Genomic DNA, 19,357 nt, shown 5'->3' with positions numbered 1-19,357 from the left:
GAGACAGATTTGGGGTTGGTGAAAAATATTTTTGAAAAGCACGCTACTTCTGAGACCTTCAACTACCTAGCTCTAGCATGAATGTAGGATATCAGAGAATCTGCTGTTATGATTCCCAGAATCGAATCCTTTTTAGCTACTATCACTCCAGGCTTTCTGTTCTCAAGCATGAGCTTAGCTGCTACGCTGACTGGCTCTTCTGGGGAAACAACTAATGGCTGTCTGTACATCACGTCTTCAACGAATATCTCTCTTCTTGCTTTCTTTCTACTGGATTCGCTAATTTTCTCGTGATAGAGGAAGAGAGCATCAGCTATTTCGCTCACTGTAACCATTCCAATCAGTCTGTTGTTAGAATCAAGAACTGGCGCTATAACAATCTTGTTATTCAGAAACTCCTCTCTGAGCTTCACCAGCCTATCTCCAGATCGTGAAATCTTTTGAGCTGGCTCAAGAACTTCTCTTGATGAAATGCTTGGCAGTGATAGAAATATTCTCGCCACATCAATCTTGTGAAGGAGGGCTTTGACTTCTTCTCCTGCCACTACTGGAAGAGAGCCAATTCCTCTTTCAGACATCGATTCTACTGCTTCGATCATGCTTGCATTTATTTGAATGGAGAAAACTGGATGCGCCATAAAGCTGGAAACGTGGAGCTTTGAAGCTGTTGACAGTCTTGTCCTTTCTACCATGAGCTTTCCAAGCACATCTCTCTTTGTCATTATCCCTACGAGAGTCTTTTCATCCGTAACTAGTACCCTGTCTGTTCTATATTTCTCCATTAGCTTAAAAGCATGAGAGAGTGTTCCGTCTTTATCTATAAGAGGGAAGTCCTTCTGCGCGAACTCTATAACCGATTTAGATAGCATTTCCCTAATCACGATGAGCACCTCTACATCTTGGAAAGAGCTGTTGTAATTTCATGTTTAGTAAGTATTCCCAAGACCTTTCCCTCTCCAGAAAGCACTGGCAGGCAACCTATCCCTTTTCTTATCATAACAGAAGCAGCCTCAGCTGAATCTTCTTCTGGTGATGCTGTTATTACATTAGTTTCCATTATGTCTGAGGCAAGCGGAATCAAGTAGTATCTTACCCCACCTGTTCTACCTTTCTCCAGAAATTTATCTCTCTTTATGTACTTCTCTGTTGATAGTAAAAAGGAAGCATCAATGAATATTAGGTCCCTCTTTGCTATGACACCAGCAAGCTTATCGCCATCCATAACGAGGACTTTGAAATATGGCTTCTCCTCAATTTTCTCCATCACTGTCGTAATGGGGGAGAATGGAGATACTGTGGGGGGAGAGGGGTCCATTAGATCAGAAACCTTCATTCTGGAAGAGTAGTTTTCAGCATATGCCCTTACCAAGTCGGTTCTCTTAATTATTCCTGCAAGCTTGCCGTTATTATCTAGAACAGGTAGCGTGCTGATCTGATTTTTCACCATTATTCTTGCTGCATCTATAATTGAATATGTCATTTTTACAGTAATGGGATTCTCAGTCATTATTTCCCTCACAATAATTTCGTTCCAGGGTCTTCTTGCTAGCTCCGGTTTACCCATTGTTCTCAAGAAGTCAGTTGTTGTGATAACTCCAACAGGAACTTCACCTTCCACTACAATCAAGCTGCTGATTCCCCTTTTTAGCATGAGGTTTCTTGCATATGAGAGGGTGTCTGAGGGAGAGATAACTATGACTGGTGAGGACATGTAGTCCATTATTTTTGGAGGCACCTTATATCACCCAGATTGAATTAGTTATTCTATTTGAGGGGTAAAGCCAATGCGTAAAAAACATCATGTTCTGTTATCATTCCAAAATCCTCTGAATCTTTTACCACTACTGCCGAGCTCACCTGATAATTCAGCATTTCTCTAGCAGCCTCGCCAACATCGAGAGAATGTGGGATGCGTGTTATAGAGTAGGAGGCAAGATCCTTCACTTGAGCCGAGTTTGCTTCAGTGAGATAGCCCTTCTTGACCCAATTGTAGACTTCGCTGGTGGCAAAAAAGTCTATGAGTCTTTTTATGCTTATGCTTCCAACAATCTGATCTGCTTCATTCCTCACGAATATTTGCCTGAGACCCAGAGAGACCATTTTTTTCATTGCTTCCAGTATTGGTTCATAGGTTCCAACCGATATTATTTGTGATGAGATTTCTTCGGCAGTGACTCCAGTTCTCTTCTCAACGAGCAGCTTCACAACATCGTGCTCTGAAATGATGCCATAGATTTTTCCATCTCTATTTAAAATAGGAATTATTGATATGTTGTTCTCCATCATTTTTGTCACAACATCGCTTAGCCTTGAAGTAGTATAAGCGAATACAGCCTGCTTGCTCATTATGCTTTTTACTGGCTCATCAATTGCTCTGTAGAATATCCCTTCATATCTGTTTATGGCAAGATTGTAGAGATCGCCACCCCCTAAATAGTCAATTAAGTTTTCAGCGAGCAAAATACCCTCATATGCTTCACCCTTGCTTACTATGAGGCTTCTAACTCTGTTGAGATGCATTCTCTCAAGGGCCTCTTTAACAGGAGAGGACTGTGATATTGTTATTACTGGCCTTTTTGCCAGCCTTTCCATATCCCCCTCTACTCTGTATATTCTGCTGGAAAACCCAGGCTGGCCATCGCTTCTCAGCCATCTGTGCCAATCATATTTGCGTGAGTAGGACATTGGAGCTCACCTAGAGCTGGAAACTCAAAATTGCCTTCACGGCATCTTCTCTATCAATTACTCCTACTAGTTTCTTGCCTTCCGATACATATACTCTTCCAATATCCTTTTTCAGCATTAGGGAAACAGCCTCTGATAGCGGAGAATCTGGTGGTAATGCTATAGGAGGTGTGGTCATGGCCTCTCGAACGAGTACTTTCTTTGGAGGTGATGGAGACTCGAGCACGGGGCGGGTGTATCCCTTCCTCAATAGATCATGCTGTGTGATCGCCCCTACCAGCTCTCCTTTCCTGTTTAATACTGGAAAACCAGCATACTGATGCTTGAGCATCAAATACCAGACTCTCGATATTAACTCGTCCTCTTGAACATAGATAGGATTTGGAGTGTAAAATTCTCTCAAAGGAGCTGAAAGAGATCTACTTCCTTGGTCCATGAAAAATTTTAAACCATTCTCCAGACCAAAAACTCCCTTGAACTCTCCAGTTTTTTCCTCTACTATTGAGTACCACTCTCCCCGCTTCAGCATAGTTTTCAGTGCTTCTATAATATCATCGCTATCTCTGAAGGACAAGTAATCAGTGCTCATTATATCGAGAACTCTCAAATTCGACTTAGTTGAGGATATATTCAGAAGATCGATTCTCCGAACTATGCCTATGGTCTTTTTCCTGGAGACGTCATCAAAAATTGGAATAACCCTTAGACCGGTTTCTCTGATGATTTCTCTAGCTCTTAGTGCCTTATCCTCTTTCGTAAGAAAGGGGATGTTTTTCCTACAGTAGATCGATAATTGAGTGGTTGAGGAAGACATTCCATTTGAAAATTCCCCTATGAGAATCACCTATCCTAATAAATATTAGGATGCTGACGTATAAATTGTTTACTTATATTATTTTGAAGATTAATCTTCTTTTGTCTCTGACTGTTTTTCAAAGCAGTTAAAGTGGATAGCGCTTTCTTCTCTTCTTTATTTGAAGGAGCTGCAGAAACTCTGGAGCAAGGTAAATTATGTCTCCCTCAGCTATTATGCCAACTACTCTGCCTCCTTTAACGACAGGAAGATGACCGATTCTCTTTGATTGCATTATTTCGACTGCCTTCTCTATTGTAATTCCAGGTTCAACAAATATAACTGGTGATGACATTATATCTTTCGCCTTCAGCGTCGTTGGATTGAGCTTCTTTGCTATTACCTTTGTTATAAGATCCCTTTCAGTAATTATTCCCAAAAGGATCCCTTTTTCGTTGACAATAACTACGCTTCCGACCTCGTTTTCAAGCATTAAGCTAACTACTTTCTCCAGAGGATCGTCTGGAAGAGCTGTTATCACGTTGGAGCTCATTAATTCGTCCACGCTTATTCCTTTTCTTGACGTCAAAGCTGTTATCACCTTCACTCATTACTTGAATTATAGCTATTTATAAGAGTTATTTAATTGTCAAATCCTGATTTCCGAACGAAGCTCTAATTTTCGCTTTTCCTGGGATTAGGAGGCGAAGATCCTCTCTAAGAGGCAGCAAATTGAGATTCAGCCTTTTGCCTATTGATATCAGCTTCTCCAGAACAGTATCTGGGGAGAGATCCCCTGGAACTAGAGCCGCTATTGGTATTCCGTTTATCTTAACTGAGCTTTCGGACCCTACAATTGGCCTCATGTACCCATCTTCTGTTCTTTGTACACCAATGTACAACATGAGATAAACATTTTTTATGTAATTTTTCTGCCCGTAGATCATGAAGCTTCCCTTTCTAAGATACTCTCCAGATGGTGGTGATAGAGAGACTTGATTTCCCTTCACCCAAAAGACGTCTATCGAAGTCAAATTCTCCTTCCATGCCTTTGAATATGCTGCTGCTATTACCGCTGCGTCGAATATATCTTCCTCAGCAACACTTTTTCCATCTGTAATGAGAACTGTTGAAGGAGCTCCTTGAATATCGGCATGAAGATAAATATCCGCTTCCTTCAGATATTTTCTCACAATTGTTGTATTCTGCTGCATGTCTCTCCCTGCTATAACAAGAAAGCCGTTGCGCGTGATGCTCCATCTGAACTTTTCGTACCAGCTTTTCTTTCTCGATGCGAAAGCAAATTCTTCAGTTCTTTCTACCCTCATCTCTCTCTGCTCTTCAAGCTTTCTCTTGAGCTCCTCGAGATGCTGTTTGCCGCTCTCTGCCTTTCTCTTCAGCTTTCTTGCCTCTTCAAACATTCTTTGAATAAAGGAATATGGATCTAGGTTAACAGGAAGGTCAACTTTCATTTCACCTAGATTAGCTGTAAATGTCCCCTCCTTCGGATGGATCTCTTCTATCCCAAAGCATCTCTCCTTCACTTTTTCCCAGCCGAACTCCTCTCTCGCATCCATAACACATTTCTGAAGCTCCCTAAGCTTTTGTAAATTTTCCAGAATTTTTTGAGCAGATAGGTAAAGCTCAGAGGCTTCCTTTTCATATTTTTCAATTTCGGAAGCTATTTCTTGAACTTTCAGGGACAGCCTTCTCTCCTCATCGCTGATCGTCTTCAGAGATGAAAGCGACAATATTTTATAGAAAAATTCATCCACTGCATCGTTGAATTTATCGAAGAATTTCACTTTATCCTCTTTCTCAATAGCAGTTGGATTATATGGATGAAAGCTGATAGGAAGTTCATTTCTAAAAACAATGAATCCTCCAAGCTTTCCAGAATCCTCCAAGATTTTTTCAATTTCCTGGCACACAATCTGCGGAACGCCGCTTCCTCTCTTCAATGCTTCATTTAGGACCTCTGGAGGTATTCCAAGCACCCTGGAGATTCCCTGAATTTCCTTTTTTTCCAAAAGGGAAATGCATTCCTCAATTGAGGGGAGTCTTTCAACATGTGGGGGAAGAACGTACTGTATACCTCTTCTTATTTCCCTATCTTTCATCTTCTTGAATCCTGTTGAATGTAATATGTTATTGTGCTCATCTGTTAGGACTATCTCTCCTCTGGGAAGTATTTCAATATAAATTGAGGCTCCGTTCCTAAAAGTTACCTTAAGGATTCTGTCGAAGCCGATCTGAGCTATATCATCTACTTGCTGATCCCTCAGATGCTTCCTGAAAGACATAGCCAGTAAACCGGGAGATTCTGGAACATCAATTGAAAATTTTGTGAGATGAACTCTTTTGCCAGGCTCCATTACGAGATACCTGTAATCTCCGATCTTCATTTTAAAAAGGAGAATGCCCTCTGTGGAAAGATAATATATGTTTTGAACTCTTTCTCCTACTACTATATTTTTTATTTCCTCGACCAAGGCTTTCAAATCAACTGCTGTCATTGATTTTTTCATTTGAGTTGACATGCTTCAAGTCCTCATTTAAGTATGACTTTTCAATTTTGTATATAATGTCCTTATCGGTTTCTGCAATAACTTCATGTTCTCTTTTCCATTTCCACTGCTGTCTCTTCTTCAATAAAGAGTATATTCCGCCTTTTCTCAGGATTCTTTCCATTTCCAATATCCCAATATTCTCCGATGGTAAAAGTGTAAAAACAGTGAAGGAGGTACCGTAGTCGAATGATTCATCTCTAAAGGGAAGTCTGGAGGCATCTCCTCTGACTAGATCCGTTTTGTTTAGTAGCTCCAAAAACGAGGAGATCTTCGATAAACCTACCATAAGCATTTTTTCACTGATGTCTAAACCAACAATATAATTGAGTCTCCTAACAATACCATATGCGTGGAGAAATCTTTCTAGGAGGAGAGTACCACAACCGATATCTATGAAGTTGCCCTCGAAATTTTGGAGAAACTTCCATGAAGCCAAATACTTCAAGCTCTGTTCCTCTTGGTAGAGATCATCGTATCCAATAGCTGTTGAATCATATTTTTTCATTATTTCCCGGGGATTCAAGCTTCCATCCTTTCATTTTTCCTTCTTGTTCATACATTTTAATATGATAAGCTTGTGGCAAAAATAATAATCGGAGACAATAATTAGTATTATGTAAAATAAAATTGATATTCTTCTGGGAACGCTCATGGGCAGAACTAAGCTCCTCTTCCCAGCATCAGATAGTCTTGGAGTCAGATCTATGGCAAATTTTTTGTTGACTGAAAGCGGCACAAAAATAGCAATTGATCCAGGAGCAGCATTGGCTCCTAGAAGATATGGTCTTCCTCCACATCCAATTGAGCTCCATGCTCTCGAGCAGAGTCTCGAGTTAATAAAAAAGGAAATAAATGATTCGAGCGTAGTGGTTATAACTCACTATCACAGAGACCACTATCCGCAGAGAAAAGATATTCTGGATGCCTTAATTGGTAAAACAGTCATAATGAAGCACCCGAGCATAGAAATCAATAGAAGTCAAAAGCTGAGAGCATCTCTCTTCCAGAAGGAGCTGGAAAGCAGAGGAATAAAATATTTAGCAGTGAACAGTGGAAAGCTCTCTGTTGAGGATTTAAAAATTTCAATTGAGGGCCCATTCTGGCATGGAGAGATTGGAACCCCTCTTGGGAAAATTATTGCTGTGGTCATAGACGATGGTGATTTCAGATATTATTTTGCTTCAGATTCCCAAGGTCCTGTTGATCCAAATGCTCTGAACAGCATATGCAGTCTTAAGCCAAACCTTTTGTACATAAGCGGTCCTCCAAATTACTTTGAAAGCTCTTCTCTAAAGCAAGAAAATATTAGAGCAGGAATGATGAATCTGGAGAAAATGATCTCTTCTGCCTGCTTCAATTCAGCAATTATTGATCACCACTTTGCGCGCGAGAAAGGATATGAATCCAGACTGCGTGAGCTCATGATGATAGGAAAAGATGCTGGAGTGAGCATAAATGATGTTGCTGGCTTTGTTGGAGTGGAGAGAAAGCCTCTAGAGTCCATGAGGAGAGAGCTTTACAAATGAAAGCCTCGTTCTCTAGTATAAAGAGGAAATCAAATGTAAAACCTCACTTCTTGGAGTAATTTTTGCAGTTTTTTAAAAATGTAAAAAAGTTTATTCATAAAAGCACGAGTATTTTGAAAGAATTGCAGAATAATTATTAGAACGTCAAAATGATAAAAACAGCTGAGCATACAGTAGAAAATTAGCAAGCTTTCATTCTTTACATCTAGAAAATAAGAAATTGTAAATGTATAGGAGAAAAAGGACATTGTGACTGTATAAGTTTTTATATGTTTTTTTGAAGATGAACCCCCTTAAGTTAATAAATCTTAGAAATAATAAAACTTAATACTGTGTATGAATAAATAACGAAACGCTACAGAGGGTGCTTAAACTGATGTCTTCAAAATTGCAGTTACCTCTAAAATACTTACAAGAAGCAAGAGGAAATAACGTTCTTGTAAAGCTGAAAGACGGTGGAGAATTCATAGGAGAGCTAGATTTCAGCGATGCTACTATGAATGTTATATTGAAGAATTGTACTGAGGTCAAGGAGAGGAGCGAGGAGCCAAAAGCAAAATATGGGACCATTCTCATAAGAGGTAGCCAAATTCTCTTCATCAGTCTCGATTATAAGAAGTATTGAGCTTTCATTTGTGTCTGGCTGATGGCTTCATAGGTTTTTATTTGAAAGGGAAGTAGCTTCGCTTTTCTATTCTGAAGATGGGGGAGGGGGGAAATATTTAAATTATTTTCTTTTAAATCCGATAACTAAGTTTCAAGGATTTTGGTGAGCCATCATGATGAGAAACATATTCGTTGAGGAAGTAAACTGGCAAATTCCTGAAAGCATGGAGATAGAGCTTGTGGAGAGAAAAGGTGTTGGACATCCTGATTACATTGCAGATTCAGCTTCGGAAGAAGCGAGCCTTGCTCTCTCGGAATATTATATAAAAAATTATGGGAGAGTCCTACATCATAATCTTGACAAAGTTCTGTTGGTTGGCGGACAAGCTTCACCAAAATTTGGAGGAGGAAAAGTCAATCAGCCGATATACATAATTGTTTCTGGAAGAGCTACAACTTATGTAAATGTGGGGGGAGCGGTAGAAGAAATACCTGTAGGAACAATCATTGTGAAGGCTGTGAAGAACTGGATAGCCAAGAACATGAGATACCTGAATCCTGAGGAGCATGTTATAGTCGACTACAAGATAGGGAAGGGCTCAGAAGATTTAAGGGGAATTTTTGATTATGAGGAAAAAATACTGTCCAATGATACTAGCTTCGGCGTTGGATTCTATCCTCTCACTACATTGGAAAATTTGGTTCTAAATACTGAAAGGTATCTGAACAGTAAAGAAGCAAAGAGAAAAATCCCTGAACTTGGTGAAGATATAAAAGTAATGGGTCTCAGAAGAAAGAACGAGATAGATTTAACGATTGCTGGAGCTATTATAAGCAGTCTGGTTAAGTCTCCAGATGAATACCTAGAAGTTAAGAGGAAAGTTAAAGAGGAAGTAGAGGCTCTCTCCTCTGAATTGGCACCAGCATTCAATGTGAGAATACACTTCAATACAGGGGATCTTCCAGAGAAGGGAAAGTTTTATCTGACTGTTACAGGTACCAGCGCGGAGCACGGAGATGATGGCGCCACTGGAAGGGGAAACAGGGCCAATGGCCTCATAACACCAATGAGGCCCATGAGCCTTGAAGCAACGGCAGGGAAGAACCCGATCAACCATGTTGGAAAGATTTATAATGTGCTCGCATTTGTGGCAAGCAGGAGAATCTATGAAGAACTAGAATCGGAAATTCATGTGAGCATACAAATATTATCTCAGATAGGAAGGCCCATCGATGAACCGCTGGCAGCATCAATAAAACTCACCCCTATAAGGGGCAACATAACAAGTGATATGAGGGAAACAGCTAAATCTATTGTCGATGAAGAGCTCTCGAACATCAGGAGATACACGGAATTGATCCTCAATAGAAAAATTACCCTCTTCTAAGGTTATTTTTTGAGGGAAGAGGTTTTAGCTCTCTCTTCTTTGTACTTCTCAATAAGCGATATTATTTTCTCTTTTTCTTCACTCCTGATAGCTTTTCTCAGCTCTTCCTTCCTTTTTATAGCCTCTTTCTCTGCCTCTGAGCTCATGAAGATGATGTTATTGAATCTTGAAGATTCGAAATCGGACAAACTTAGAACGGGAATCCCGAAGCTCTCGAGAATAGATATCAATCCTCTATCAGATAGTGGTCCGGGTATTGCCACAGCTAGAGGATCTTCCTTAACGAGGTCAATTATTGCATCTCTCTGATAGGAATCCGGATTTTCTACGTAGATTATTTTTTTCCTTATGCTTTTCAGAGCTCCTAAATTAGCTTTGGTTAGACTGGAAATTGTTGGAACGATGACCATCTCTCCATTTATTACTCTATTCAGCATGGAGCTTATCCTATTAATCTCTTCAAGCTTTGATTCCAGTTCAGATTCTCTTTTTTTCAGAGCCTTTTCCATCTCTGCTATGGATTCTCTGAGCCTATGTATCTCTCTAGCATAGTAATCCTCCTTGCTCAGCTGAAGGACGCCTTTTTTGTATAGAGACAGCTCTTTTTCTCTTCTTTCAAGCTCATTCTCCAACTCCTCGATCTTTTTTCTCAGGAGAAAGTTTTCCTTTCGTATGACTTCCATTGATTCAATTTCCTTTCTCTCCTTTTGTTCTCCTCTTTTAGTTTCTGGATACGAAATCAATCTTATGGTCTTGTTTACTGAGCTCAAATACGTTCTTAGTTCCGCCTCGACAGCATCTGCTAAAGAAGCACCCTCAATAATTCTTCTCTTTATTCTATCAGCGGGTAGGTTCAACCCTGTTTTTTGAAGATATGTATTTACTTCAGCTAGTTTTCTCGATAGAGCCTTATAGGCAGCATAAGCTGCGGCCAGAGCATCCCTTGTGTGTGCATCGACGTTCTCTATTTCTCCAATTTTTCTAGCTTCTTCCACCATGGTTCTTTTTTCTTCTACGCTGAGAATTTTTTCTGGAACAAATATTTCTGATCCAAACTGTGATGCTATCTTCTTAACACTGTTGGGAACAGGAAATACATCGGTTGCAACAACTATTGGTTTTCCATATTTCTCTATGAATTCTACTGCGTCAAGTCTGCTCATTTTGTGCCATGATCCTGCATAGATTATCTTTCCATCAATGTCAAGAATTGCGATGCCATATGTCATTCCAGGATCTATTCCAACAATTAAAGGCTTGCTTTCCATCGGGCTTTCTTCAAAAGAGAGCTTGATCTTGTACTCTGGCCTTATCTCTATGCTAACGCTTGTTCCTGTTTTAGGCTTGATTAGACTCTCGAGGGACTCTCTTGAGGCAAAAACTGTAAAAGTTGCTCCATCCAATCCGCCGCCAGACTTTCTATAAAGCAGATCGTAATCGAAGCCTCCACTATCTAGCAGATCTTTTATTGAATTGACTATTTGAAGTATTGCTGTTCTGACTTTTCTTCTGTATCTGTTGCTACTCATTCCACCTGGACCAAGGTTTCTGTTCTTTCTGACAATTATTTTTGTCGTGACTTCCTTCTTTACAGCCTCCTTCCCAAATCCATATGAAGCCAGAAGGGCTAGATAATATGCTGTTTTCGATGGGGTGAGCTGTCCAGTAGAGAACCCTTGGCTGCGGAGCATTTCCCTTAGATCCCTTTCCTGATTGTCTGATAAATTTATCTGAAAGATCTCTGTCTTTTCAGGAAGAAGAGAAACAAACCTTCCAATTTCTGTCTTTCCTTCGCCTAATTCTGTAATACTATCTATCGCAATTTTTGAAACGTTCCATTCCCAGCTTAGTCTCACAACCTTTTCCAGTCCTACATCATCGTACTTTGCAACTACTTTCCCATTGCAAAGCAATACAATCGAGAAGGTCCTTCTTCCTTCCTCATATTTGAACAAATCTAATCCTAAATAGCACTTGTTGACGTTTTCTTCGGATAGCTTGGGGGACTCTTTCTCGTTTTCTAGAAGTTTCATGATTTCCATTTCCCTTTATTTTAGTGAGAGATCTCTCTGCAAATATTTTCTGAACTTGCGTTTAAAATTCTTTCATATAGCATGCTACAATCTTCTGTTAGTCCAAATTTCTTCTTAAAATATCTAGATATGTAGCACACATCCCTCCTGAGCAATTCAGAGGCACTATGATGGTTTTTCTCAATATATTGAGGCCAATCAATTATGATAGGTTTCTCATCAGGCATCCTGACGAGAACATTATATTCGCTCAGATCACCATGAACTATTCCTGCACAAGAGTAAGATAACTCTATGATTCTAATTATCTCCTCAAATGCTCTTCGAGGATCTGATAATGACGGGGCTTTATAGAGCTCTATTCCTTCAACAAATTCTGTTACAACTGCATTCTTATTAAACCCAAAAGGTCGCAAAACTCCATCAGTATACTGCGAGAGTCTCGTAATCGCTCTATATTCCCTCATAGCATTGAGTTTCGATTTTAGGAGCCAGTTGGAAAACCCTGTTCCAGCAGCAAATCCTCTGACCCTCACAAATTGCTTGAAGCTATCCCTTCCAACCATATGAAATTTTATGGAAAGCCTTGTCTGAGCAGGAGAAAGAGCCTCATATATTTCGCTCTCTTTTCCAACTCCTATCTTGTCACCAATTGCTCCAATTATCCCTCTATTCACTAGCCCCCTTAAAGAGAGGATATTAAGTCCAAGATATGTGAGTCTATATCCAACGCTTTTACCAATCCTTCTCTGGAGTAGGGAGAGGGAGACAAGAAGTTCGAGCAGTCTCTCGAGCTCACTTGGATTAAGCCTAATCCTAGACGAGATCAATTCCTGTGGAACATATTCATATTTTGGAAGAAGAGATTCAACCAGAGAGAGTATACCAAATGCCCTCTGCGGAACCTTTCTGTAGATCTCGCCAAGTTTCAAATGCAGCACCACTCCCTTCTCCACAAGATTGAGTCGTTTGTTCCCTCAATGATTTGGTGAGAATAACATATTAAAAATAACTTGTAGTAAGTAAGTTGATATTTGAAATATATTTGAAATAATTCGTGGTAATTTTCTTTTCTGCAAAGAATATTGTTTTCAGAAATGAAAGTGCATTGCTCAATTGATTTATTCTGCTTCACAACTTACGATACTTATTATATTTATTTATAATTATATTATATTTTTAAAGTTTCTCAATGGCATTTTACTTTCATACTATAAGCGAATAATCCCATGATATTGAGTATTATCCAATATATTTACAAATAAAAAGATAAGATTAATAAACAACATTTTAGAATATTAATTTAAATAAGGTGATTAATGTGGAAGTTAAAAAAACTAAAGAAGAAGAGGAGATTGTTGGAAAGACTGGTATAATTGAAATGGATGGCACTCTATATGTCAACGGAGATGAATATATTGTTAGAGTTGCTTCTGCACTGGCAAATTCTACAAGACTGTATATATTGAAGTACATAAAGGAACATGAGTCTGATGTGGGAGAGATTGCCGAGCTCATTAAGCAAAGCAAAGCTAATGCAAGTGCCCAGATAAAGAAGCTGGAAGAGGCTGGTCTACTCAAAACAGCTTACAAGCCGGGGCAAAGAGGAGTAAAGAAGATAACGGTGAGCAACATAAAGAAGATAGTAATTTATCTGTAAAGGAAACTCTACTGTTTTTTGAGGAGATTATTCTTTTAATATCAGGCTTCCCTCCTCATAATCCCATGTACCAAGCTCGAGATAGTAGATCCATTGTAGAACACATCTTATTGCCTTGGACAGCTCGTTCTCACTGTAATATTTTTCTAGTATCGCATATATCTCTTCCTCATTTATTGACCTATCTTCACTTTCTCTCGCCTTCTGCATTATATCTACGATGGGATGAATTCCGACAGACTTCTCTCTCAATATTTTCTTCAGCTCTCTCAGGTGAGTTCTTGAGGCTTTCAAACCTAGATCGGTTAGTACAATATCTCCATCTTTGTATTTTATTAAGCCAAATATTTCTGAGAGATCTATAGCGTGGGTTAGAACGTCTATATCAGCATCAGTTACATCATTTATGAAGGAAGCATCAGCCTTTCCTCCAAGGCTATATATGGTTTCTATAAGACCTACTACATGGTCAAGGCTGATGCATTTCGGTGATACTGGGAGAACATATTCCCTGTGCTCGCTCAATTTATATTTTCATCCTCCCTTGAATAAAAAATATAATCATCTCTATTAAGTTTTTCTAAACAAAGTGGTGATAATTTGGAACTTGTTGCTGCTCTGGCTGCTAGCATGCTGAGGATGTTTCTTGCTTATCTTCTATCTGTTCTAGTTGCATTAGCTGCTGGAATAGCTATGGGAAGAAATGAAAAGGTAGAAAAAATTTTATATCCAGTGATAGATGTTTTGCAATCGGTTCCTATTCTTGGCTTCTTTCCGATAGTTATAGACATTATGGTGAGAGCGCTACCAGAGCAGTATGGGATACAACTGGCCTCTATATTTCTGATATTTACTAGTCAAGCCTGGAACCTGATACTTGGGGTCTATGCAAACGTAAAATTCATACCATCATATGTGCTTGAGGTAGCAAAAATCTACAAATTAAGCTTTCTCGCCAGACTGCTGAAGATATATATTCCCGCATCAGTCCCTGCGATAGCGAAGAATTCAATAATCTCGTGGGCTGGGGGACTTTTCTTCCTTGTATCCTCTGAAATAATAACTATGGGTTCAACTAACTATATGCTTGAGGGAATTGGCACATATATCCAGCTTGGGTTGGAGGCAGGTAATGCTGAGCAAATAGCCCTTGGCATTCTCTCAATAGTGATTCTCTCAATAGGAGTATATGTATTTATATGGAATCCTTTTTATTCAATAGTAACTCAAACTTCTTCAGAAGAAAATGTAATGCCTATGATAGGAGCTCCATTCAGAATTTTTTGGAGGAGCTCTACGAAATTCTGGAGCTCAGTAAGCGATGCTTTGATAATAAGATTGGCTGCGATCTCAAGAAAAGAATATGCATTATCAAGAAAAGTCAGAAACTGGTTGAAAATATCTCTCATCTCTATCCTTCTTATTGCCGCAGTTTTCTTCATGCAGAGAATATCCGGCAAAATTACATTTTCGATGAGCTCTGAGAAAATTAGCTTGGTTTTGATCAGCGCGCTTGAAGGGGTTTCCATCTCACTATTAAGGGTGGCTATTGTTCTTGGCATCGGAACTATATCTGTGATGTTTCTCTCATATCTTCTTTATGAGAGAAAAAAGCTGTTTCGAAAGCTCTTCATTCTCTCAGGTGAATTCCTCTCATCAGTTCCTGCTTCTCTCTGGTGGCCTATTTTTGTAGCTCTCATCCTAAGAGGTTTTCCTCCAGTGCTTGTTTCTCTGTTCATAATATTTCAGGGAGCAATTTGGTACATTTTCTTCAATATAGCACTTACTGGGATAGGGCCGATGGAAAAAAATATTATGGAAATGGCCAAAATTTATAGAATAAAAGGGCGCTATAAGTTCTTTAGAATCTTTGTTCCTATGCTAACTCCCTACGTTCTGTCTGGAATGTCTTCTGCCTGGGGGGGTGCATGGAATGCGACTATCGTTGCCGAATACGCTTATTTGGGAACACAAGTCATCTCTTTCTTTGGAATAGGCTACCTAATTTCTTCATCTACCGTATCCGGAGATACGACGTCTCTAGCGATCTATGTACTGACATTGACGTTTTTTATAGTTGTTTTCAACAGGACATTTTGGGCATGGCTGTATTCATATGGAAGAAAGAAGTACCATGTTGTTGACTGAGGTATGATAAACATGGAACAAATATTGATATCTCTGAGAAAAATTTCAAAAGAGTACGTTTCGGAGAACGGTAAAGTAAAGGTAATCGATGATATCACGATGGATATCAAGAAAGAATTTCTTGTAATTCTTGGTCCTTCCGGTTGTGGAAAGTCAACATTGCTCAGAATCATAGCAGGAGTGGAGAATTACAGTGGTGGAGAGATAATATATAATGAGGGGAGAATGCCAAAAATGGGTTTCGTCTTTCAGTTCCCCTCTCTTCTTCCTTGGATGAATGTTCTAGAAAATGTCGCACTTCCTCTCAAGAACTTGGGGCTGGATAGAGAAAGAGCTACTGAAACGGCCCGCAGGTATATTTCTCTAGTTGGACTATCTGGTTCTGAATATCTTTATCCCCACGAGCTAAGTGGGGGGATGAGACAGAGAGTAAACTTTGCTAGAGCACTTGCCATCCAGCCAGAAATTCTCCTAATGGATGAGCCCTTTTCAAACCTAGATCCCTTAACTGCTGAGACGCTGAGGGCTGAAATATTGGACATTTGGTTGTCCGGAATTACACCTCTAAAAGCGATAGTAATGGTAACTCACTCTGTAGACGAGGCCATATTTCTAGCAGATAGAATAGTTATACTAACTCCAAGGCCGAGCAGAATCTCAAAGGAGATCAAGGTGGATCTGCCTAGGCCTAGAAACAGGAGGTCTCAAGATTTTGAGGCTCTTGAAGATCTCATTTACTCATTGGTAAGCTGAAAACAGATTGGGGGATGATCCCCCAAGAGCCCTTCTCTCAATTTCTGTGGCGGGCCCGCCGGGATTTGAACCCGGGACCTACGGGTTAAGAGCCTCGGCGGACTTCGCCCGATACCCCGATGGATCTGGATAAGCTACCCAGATTATATAATTTTCGCTCATGACTTAGCCATTGAAGGGATTAAGCAATTTTTTAGTTCCCAAGGTGGCCATTGTGAAAAAGGGGAAAGGGGTATCGGGCTCCGGCCTCCGCCGCTCTACCAGGCTGAGCCACGGGCCCTCTAAGCTCTTTCTAAAGGATTTAAGTTAAAATAATTTGCGATTCAGATCTTTAAAAGAACTCCTCTGTTTTTTCCCCTTCTATATCTTCAACTAAACAATCCAAATCGGAGAGCGTTTTATAGATGTTCCTAACAGCCATCTCAACTTCTTCTTCCCTTTTGGCTCCAGTTATAACCATTTTTCCACTGCTGAAGATCAGGAGAACGACGTATGGATTGGTCATTCTATAGATGAGCCCAGGAAACTGCTCTGGTTCATACATTATGTTTTCGAGCTTGTAGGCTGCTTCTTCCAGGTTAACTCCAACCCCAAGATTACCTGAGGCTACAATATTCTGTATTTGAACTTGTGCTTGATGGGAGATGTTTATTCCATGGTTAGCAAAGGTCTTTATGATTCTCTTCACTGAATTTATAAGCTCTGCTGTGCTCTTGGAGCCTGTCACAACCATTTTTCCAGACTTGAATATCAGTGCTGTTATCTTTGGCCTCTCTAGTCTGAATACTAAACCAGGAAATTGGTCTGGATTGTACTCTACGCGAGGCACTCTACGCTCAATTTCGTGAAGATCAAGTTTTTGATCTATGCTTACAGTGGCTACAATGTTCTCGATTTTATATGTAGGAGAATTGTTTTTTCCTCTAGAAGGCATCCCATCACACCTGTCATTTCATTAATCTCTATGCTAGAACACCCTTTAAATGATGCGGTTTATAAATTAATGGAAATTGATAGGATACATGTTTAGATGAAACAAAGAGAGGAGTAGGATATATTTTCATGTAGAGGATGCTGCTGCTTTCAAGAACTCCACAAAAGGTGGCGATGGATGAAGCGGATTGCTTTTGAATTCTGGATGAAATTGAGTAGCAAAATAGAATTTGTTTTTCCTGTACTCTATTATTTCCGCTCTTTTTCCTTCCTTGCTCCATCCTGATATTTTTAGCCCAGCACTTTCCAATTTTTCTATATATCTAGGATTTACTTCATATCTGTGTCTGTGCCTCTCATAAATCGTTTCATTTTTATAAATTGAATAAGCCATTGTCCCCTTTTCCAACAATATTGGATAGCTTCCCAGTCTCATTGTTCCTCCAAGCATTTCCACCTTCTTCTGCTCTTCCAATAAGGAAACGACTGGATGGGGTGTGTTTGGTTCAAGTTCAGTACTGTTGGCCGATTGAAGGCCAAGAACATTCCTTGCAAACTCCACTACTGAGAGCTGCAGGCCAAAGCAGATTCCAAGCATGGGGATGTTATTCTCTCTAATGTATTTTATTGCTGCTATTTTTCCCTCGCTTCCTCTCTTTCCAAATCCTGGAAGGATCACAGCTCCCGATAGGTTGGAAAGAGCTTCTTCAACCTTCACCTTCCCTTCCTCAAGCTCTGTTGCTTCTATCCACTTGAGATTAACTCTCTTTCCGACAAGAACAGAAGAATGAATGATCGCTTCTTTTATGCTCAAATAGCTGTCATGCAAAGCAGTGTACTTGCCTACCATTCCAATTTTTACTTCCCCTTCTAGGCCCTTCAGCTTTTCCACGAAGTCCTTCCAATCATCAAGCACTGGTTCTCTATATGGAATCATTAATCTTTCAACCAAGTACTTGCTCGCTCCCTGCTCATTCATGATCAAAGGAACCTCATAAACCACATCGGCATCGTGGGCGCTTATTATACCCTTTTCTGGAACATTTGTGAAGAGAGAGATCTTCTTCTTTATATCAGTGGGTAGCTTAATGGTGCTCCTTCCTACTATCATATCAGGCTGTATTCCTATTCTCCTCAATTCATTTACACTGTGCTGAAGAGGCTTCGTCTTTATTTCATTAGTCGTTGGAAGCACTGGAAGGTAAGCAGTGTGAATATAAGCGACATTTTCTCTTCCATAGTCTATCATCATCTGCCTTGCCGCTTCCAAAAATGGCAGGCTCTCTATGTCTCCAACTGTTCCCCCAATTTCTATGAAGGTTACATCACTCCCTTCTTTTTCACTGACTTTCAGAATTTGGCCCTTTATTTCATCGGTAATGTGAGGAATTATCTGAACTGTCTGACCCAGATAATCCCCTCTCCTTTCTTTCTCTATTACGCTTCCATAAATCTTCCCAGTAGTTATGTTGTTCTCCTTGCTCAAATTCTTGCCAAGGAATCTCTCATAGTGACCTAGATCAAGGTCTGTTTCTCCACCATCCTCCGTGACAAAGACTTCTCCATGCATATAGGGATTCATAGTTCCCGCATCAACATTGAGATATGGATCTATCTTGATAACCGTAACGGAGTAGCCCATCCTCGAGACGAGCATTGCTAAGCTGGCTGTTGTTATTCCCTTTCCTATACCAGACATCACTCCTCCGGTTACAAATACAAATTTTCGCAAACCCATCACTCTTGACAGAATATAATGTGAAAAAGGATTTTAAACAGTGATTACATGTTCCTAGCTTGTTTCAATAATTCATATAACAATGGAAATTATCCCTATCAGAGGGATGACAAATGTTTTGTTGAATGGAGACCAGACTACCCCCACTATTCTATCATAAGGTATTCCCGGACCATCCACGAACTGCCCCAGTAAGCTGTCATCGGAGGGGTTGTTATCTCCCTTTGTGACATAAAATATGCCAGTTGGAGTCTGAATGATGCTGACGACCCTGTGTATGATGTATCCTCCATAAATACTTTGATAGACAACTACTTCGCCGACTGCTATATCTTGCGGCGGAACGTGATGCAGAAATACGATGTCTCCTTCCCGCAAGAGAGGCAGCATGCTGTTTCCCTTTACTACAGCTATAGGTGTAGTTGTTCCTGAAACAGCTGAGAGGGCTGGCTTGAGCAATAGAGCTATCGATACTATGAGTAATATTGCTAATACGTCCTTCCAGCTAATTCTTGACATCCTCA

At 39.9% G+C, this 19,357-nt stretch carries 19 protein-coding genes; 6 read left to right on the top strand and 13 right to left on the bottom strand.

Translation table 11 applies throughout. The features are described from left to right. Window positions 1-62: 62 nt before the first annotated feature. The 7 genes from QXR92_06715 to QXR92_06685 all read right to left on the bottom strand — a co-directional run bounded on the left by QXR92_06715 (window position 63) and on the right by QXR92_06685 (window position 6,571). Complete coding sequence (locus QXR92_06715; GenBank protein ID MEM0319690.1) at window positions 63-881, bottom strand: CBS domain-containing protein; 819 nt, start codon at window positions 879-881, stop codon at window positions 63-65. Window positions 882-892: 11 nt separating this feature from the next. After that, window positions 893-1,735, bottom strand: a complete 843-nt coding sequence (locus QXR92_06710) for a CBS domain-containing protein (protein ID MEM0319689.1) — start codon at window positions 1,733-1,735, stop codon at window positions 893-895. A gap of 29 nt (window positions 1,736-1,764) precedes the next feature. After that, window positions 1,765-2,685 carry a CBS domain-containing protein gene (locus QXR92_06705; GenBank protein ID MEM0319688.1) on the bottom strand — a complete coding sequence of 307 codons (921 nt, stop codon included), beginning with the start codon at window positions 2,683-2,685 and terminating at the stop codon, window positions 1,765-1,767. A gap of 10 nt (window positions 2,686-2,695) precedes the next feature. Continuing rightward, window positions 2,696-3,499 carry a CBS domain-containing protein gene (locus tag QXR92_06700; protein ID MEM0319687.1) on the bottom strand — a complete coding sequence of 268 codons (804 nt, stop codon included), beginning with the start codon at window positions 3,497-3,499 and terminating at the stop codon, window positions 2,696-2,698. A gap of 127 nt (window positions 3,500-3,626) precedes the next feature. After that, complete coding sequence (locus QXR92_06695) at window positions 3,627-4,067, bottom strand: CBS domain-containing protein (protein ID MEM0319686.1); 441 nt, start codon at window positions 4,065-4,067, stop codon at window positions 3,627-3,629. 49 nt (window positions 4,068-4,116) lie between these two features. Next, window positions 4,117-6,018: a ribosome rescue protein RqcH gene (gene rqcH, locus QXR92_06690; protein MEM0319685.1), complete on the bottom strand. Its 1,902-nt coding sequence runs from the start codon at window positions 6,016-6,018 to the stop codon at window positions 4,117-4,119. Next, entirely contained in the window at window positions 5,981-6,571 is a 591-nt protein-coding gene (locus QXR92_06685) for a class I SAM-dependent methyltransferase (protein MEM0319684.1), read from the bottom strand. The genes rqcH and QXR92_06685 overlap by 38 nt, the downstream gene beginning before the upstream one ends. 127 nt (window positions 6,572-6,698) lie before the next feature. Here QXR92_06685 and QXR92_06680 point away from each other — a divergent pair, with 127 nt between their 5' ends. The 3 genes from QXR92_06680 (at window position 6,699) to QXR92_06670 (ending at window position 9,568) form a co-directional block, all read left to right on the top strand. After that, the gene (locus QXR92_06680) at window positions 6,699-7,574 is read left to right on the top strand and encodes a hypothetical protein (protein ID MEM0319683.1); all 876 of its coding nucleotides are present in this window, start codon (window positions 6,699-6,701) and stop codon (window positions 7,572-7,574) included. A gap of 376 nt (window positions 7,575-7,950) precedes the next feature. Then, window positions 7,951-8,199: a U6 snRNA-associated Sm-like protein LSm6 gene (locus tag QXR92_06675; protein MEM0319682.1), complete on the top strand. Its 249-nt coding sequence runs from the start codon at window positions 7,951-7,953 to the stop codon at window positions 8,197-8,199. 154 nt (window positions 8,200-8,353) lie between these two features. Continuing rightward, window positions 8,354-9,568 carry a methionine adenosyltransferase gene (locus QXR92_06670; protein ID MEM0319681.1) on the top strand — a complete coding sequence of 405 codons (1,215 nt, stop codon included), beginning with the start codon at window positions 8,354-8,356 and terminating at the stop codon, window positions 9,566-9,568. A gap of 2 nt (window positions 9,569-9,570) precedes the next feature. On the opposite strand, the gene QXR92_06665 is transcribed toward QXR92_06670, so the two are convergent. Further along, complete coding sequence (locus tag QXR92_06665) at window positions 9,571-11,601, bottom strand: DUF460 domain-containing protein (GenBank protein MEM0319680.1); 2,031 nt, start codon at window positions 11,599-11,601, stop codon at window positions 9,571-9,573. A 20-nt stretch (window positions 11,602-11,621) separates the two neighbouring features. After that, window positions 11,622-12,533, bottom strand: a complete 912-nt coding sequence (locus QXR92_06660; protein MEM0319679.1) for an RIO1 family regulatory kinase/ATPase — start codon at window positions 12,531-12,533, stop codon at window positions 11,622-11,624. A gap of 389 nt (window positions 12,534-12,922) precedes the next feature. Here QXR92_06660 and QXR92_06655 point away from each other — a divergent pair, with 389 nt between their 5' ends. After that, the gene (locus QXR92_06655; GenBank protein MEM0319678.1) at window positions 12,923-13,261 is read left to right on the top strand and encodes an ArsR family transcriptional regulator; all 339 of its coding nucleotides are present in this window, start codon (window positions 12,923-12,925) and stop codon (window positions 13,259-13,261) included. Between the two features lie 27 nt (window positions 13,262-13,288). Here the strand turns inward: QXR92_06655 and QXR92_06650 are convergent, their stop codons facing one another. Continuing rightward, the gene (locus QXR92_06650; protein MEM0319677.1) at window positions 13,289-13,786 is read right to left on the bottom strand and encodes an AAA-associated domain-containing protein; all 498 of its coding nucleotides are present in this window, start codon (window positions 13,784-13,786) and stop codon (window positions 13,289-13,291) included. A 75-nt stretch (window positions 13,787-13,861) separates the two neighbouring features. Here QXR92_06650 and QXR92_06645 point away from each other — a divergent pair, with 75 nt between their 5' ends. Then, window positions 13,862-15,409 carry an ABC transporter permease subunit gene (locus QXR92_06645; protein MEM0319676.1) on the top strand — a complete coding sequence of 516 codons (1,548 nt, stop codon included), beginning with the start codon at window positions 13,862-13,864 and terminating at the stop codon, window positions 15,407-15,409. A gap of 12 nt (window positions 15,410-15,421) precedes the next feature. Beyond that, window positions 15,422-16,162: an ABC transporter ATP-binding protein gene (locus tag QXR92_06640; GenBank protein MEM0319675.1), complete on the top strand. Its 741-nt coding sequence runs from the start codon at window positions 15,422-15,424 to the stop codon at window positions 16,160-16,162. 331 nt (window positions 16,163-16,493) lie between these two features. Here the strand turns inward: QXR92_06640 and QXR92_06635 are convergent, their stop codons facing one another. From QXR92_06635 to QXR92_06625, 3 genes are all read right to left on the bottom strand, one after another. Beyond that, window positions 16,494-17,096 carry a TATA-box-binding protein gene (locus tag QXR92_06635; protein ID MEM0319674.1) on the bottom strand — a complete coding sequence of 201 codons (603 nt, stop codon included), beginning with the start codon at window positions 17,094-17,096 and terminating at the stop codon, window positions 16,494-16,496. A 126-nt stretch (window positions 17,097-17,222) separates the two neighbouring features. Continuing rightward, complete coding sequence (locus QXR92_06630) at window positions 17,223-18,827, bottom strand: CTP synthase (GenBank protein ID MEM0319673.1); 1,605 nt, start codon at window positions 18,825-18,827, stop codon at window positions 17,223-17,225. 78 nt (window positions 18,828-18,905) lie between these two features. After that, window positions 18,906-19,352, bottom strand: coding sequence for a signal peptidase I (locus QXR92_06625; GenBank protein MEM0319672.1), 447 nt, complete (start codon window positions 19,350-19,352; stop codon window positions 18,906-18,908). Window positions 19,353-19,357 lie beyond the last annotated feature (5 nt).

The organism is Fervidicoccaceae archaeon (assembly GCA_038734945.1).
Taxonomy (GTDB): Archaea; Thermoproteota; Thermoprotei_A; order Sulfolobales; family Fervidicoccaceae; genus ARK-14.
Note: the sequence above shows the minus strand (reverse complement) of the source record. Positions and strands in the feature narration are given on the sequence as shown.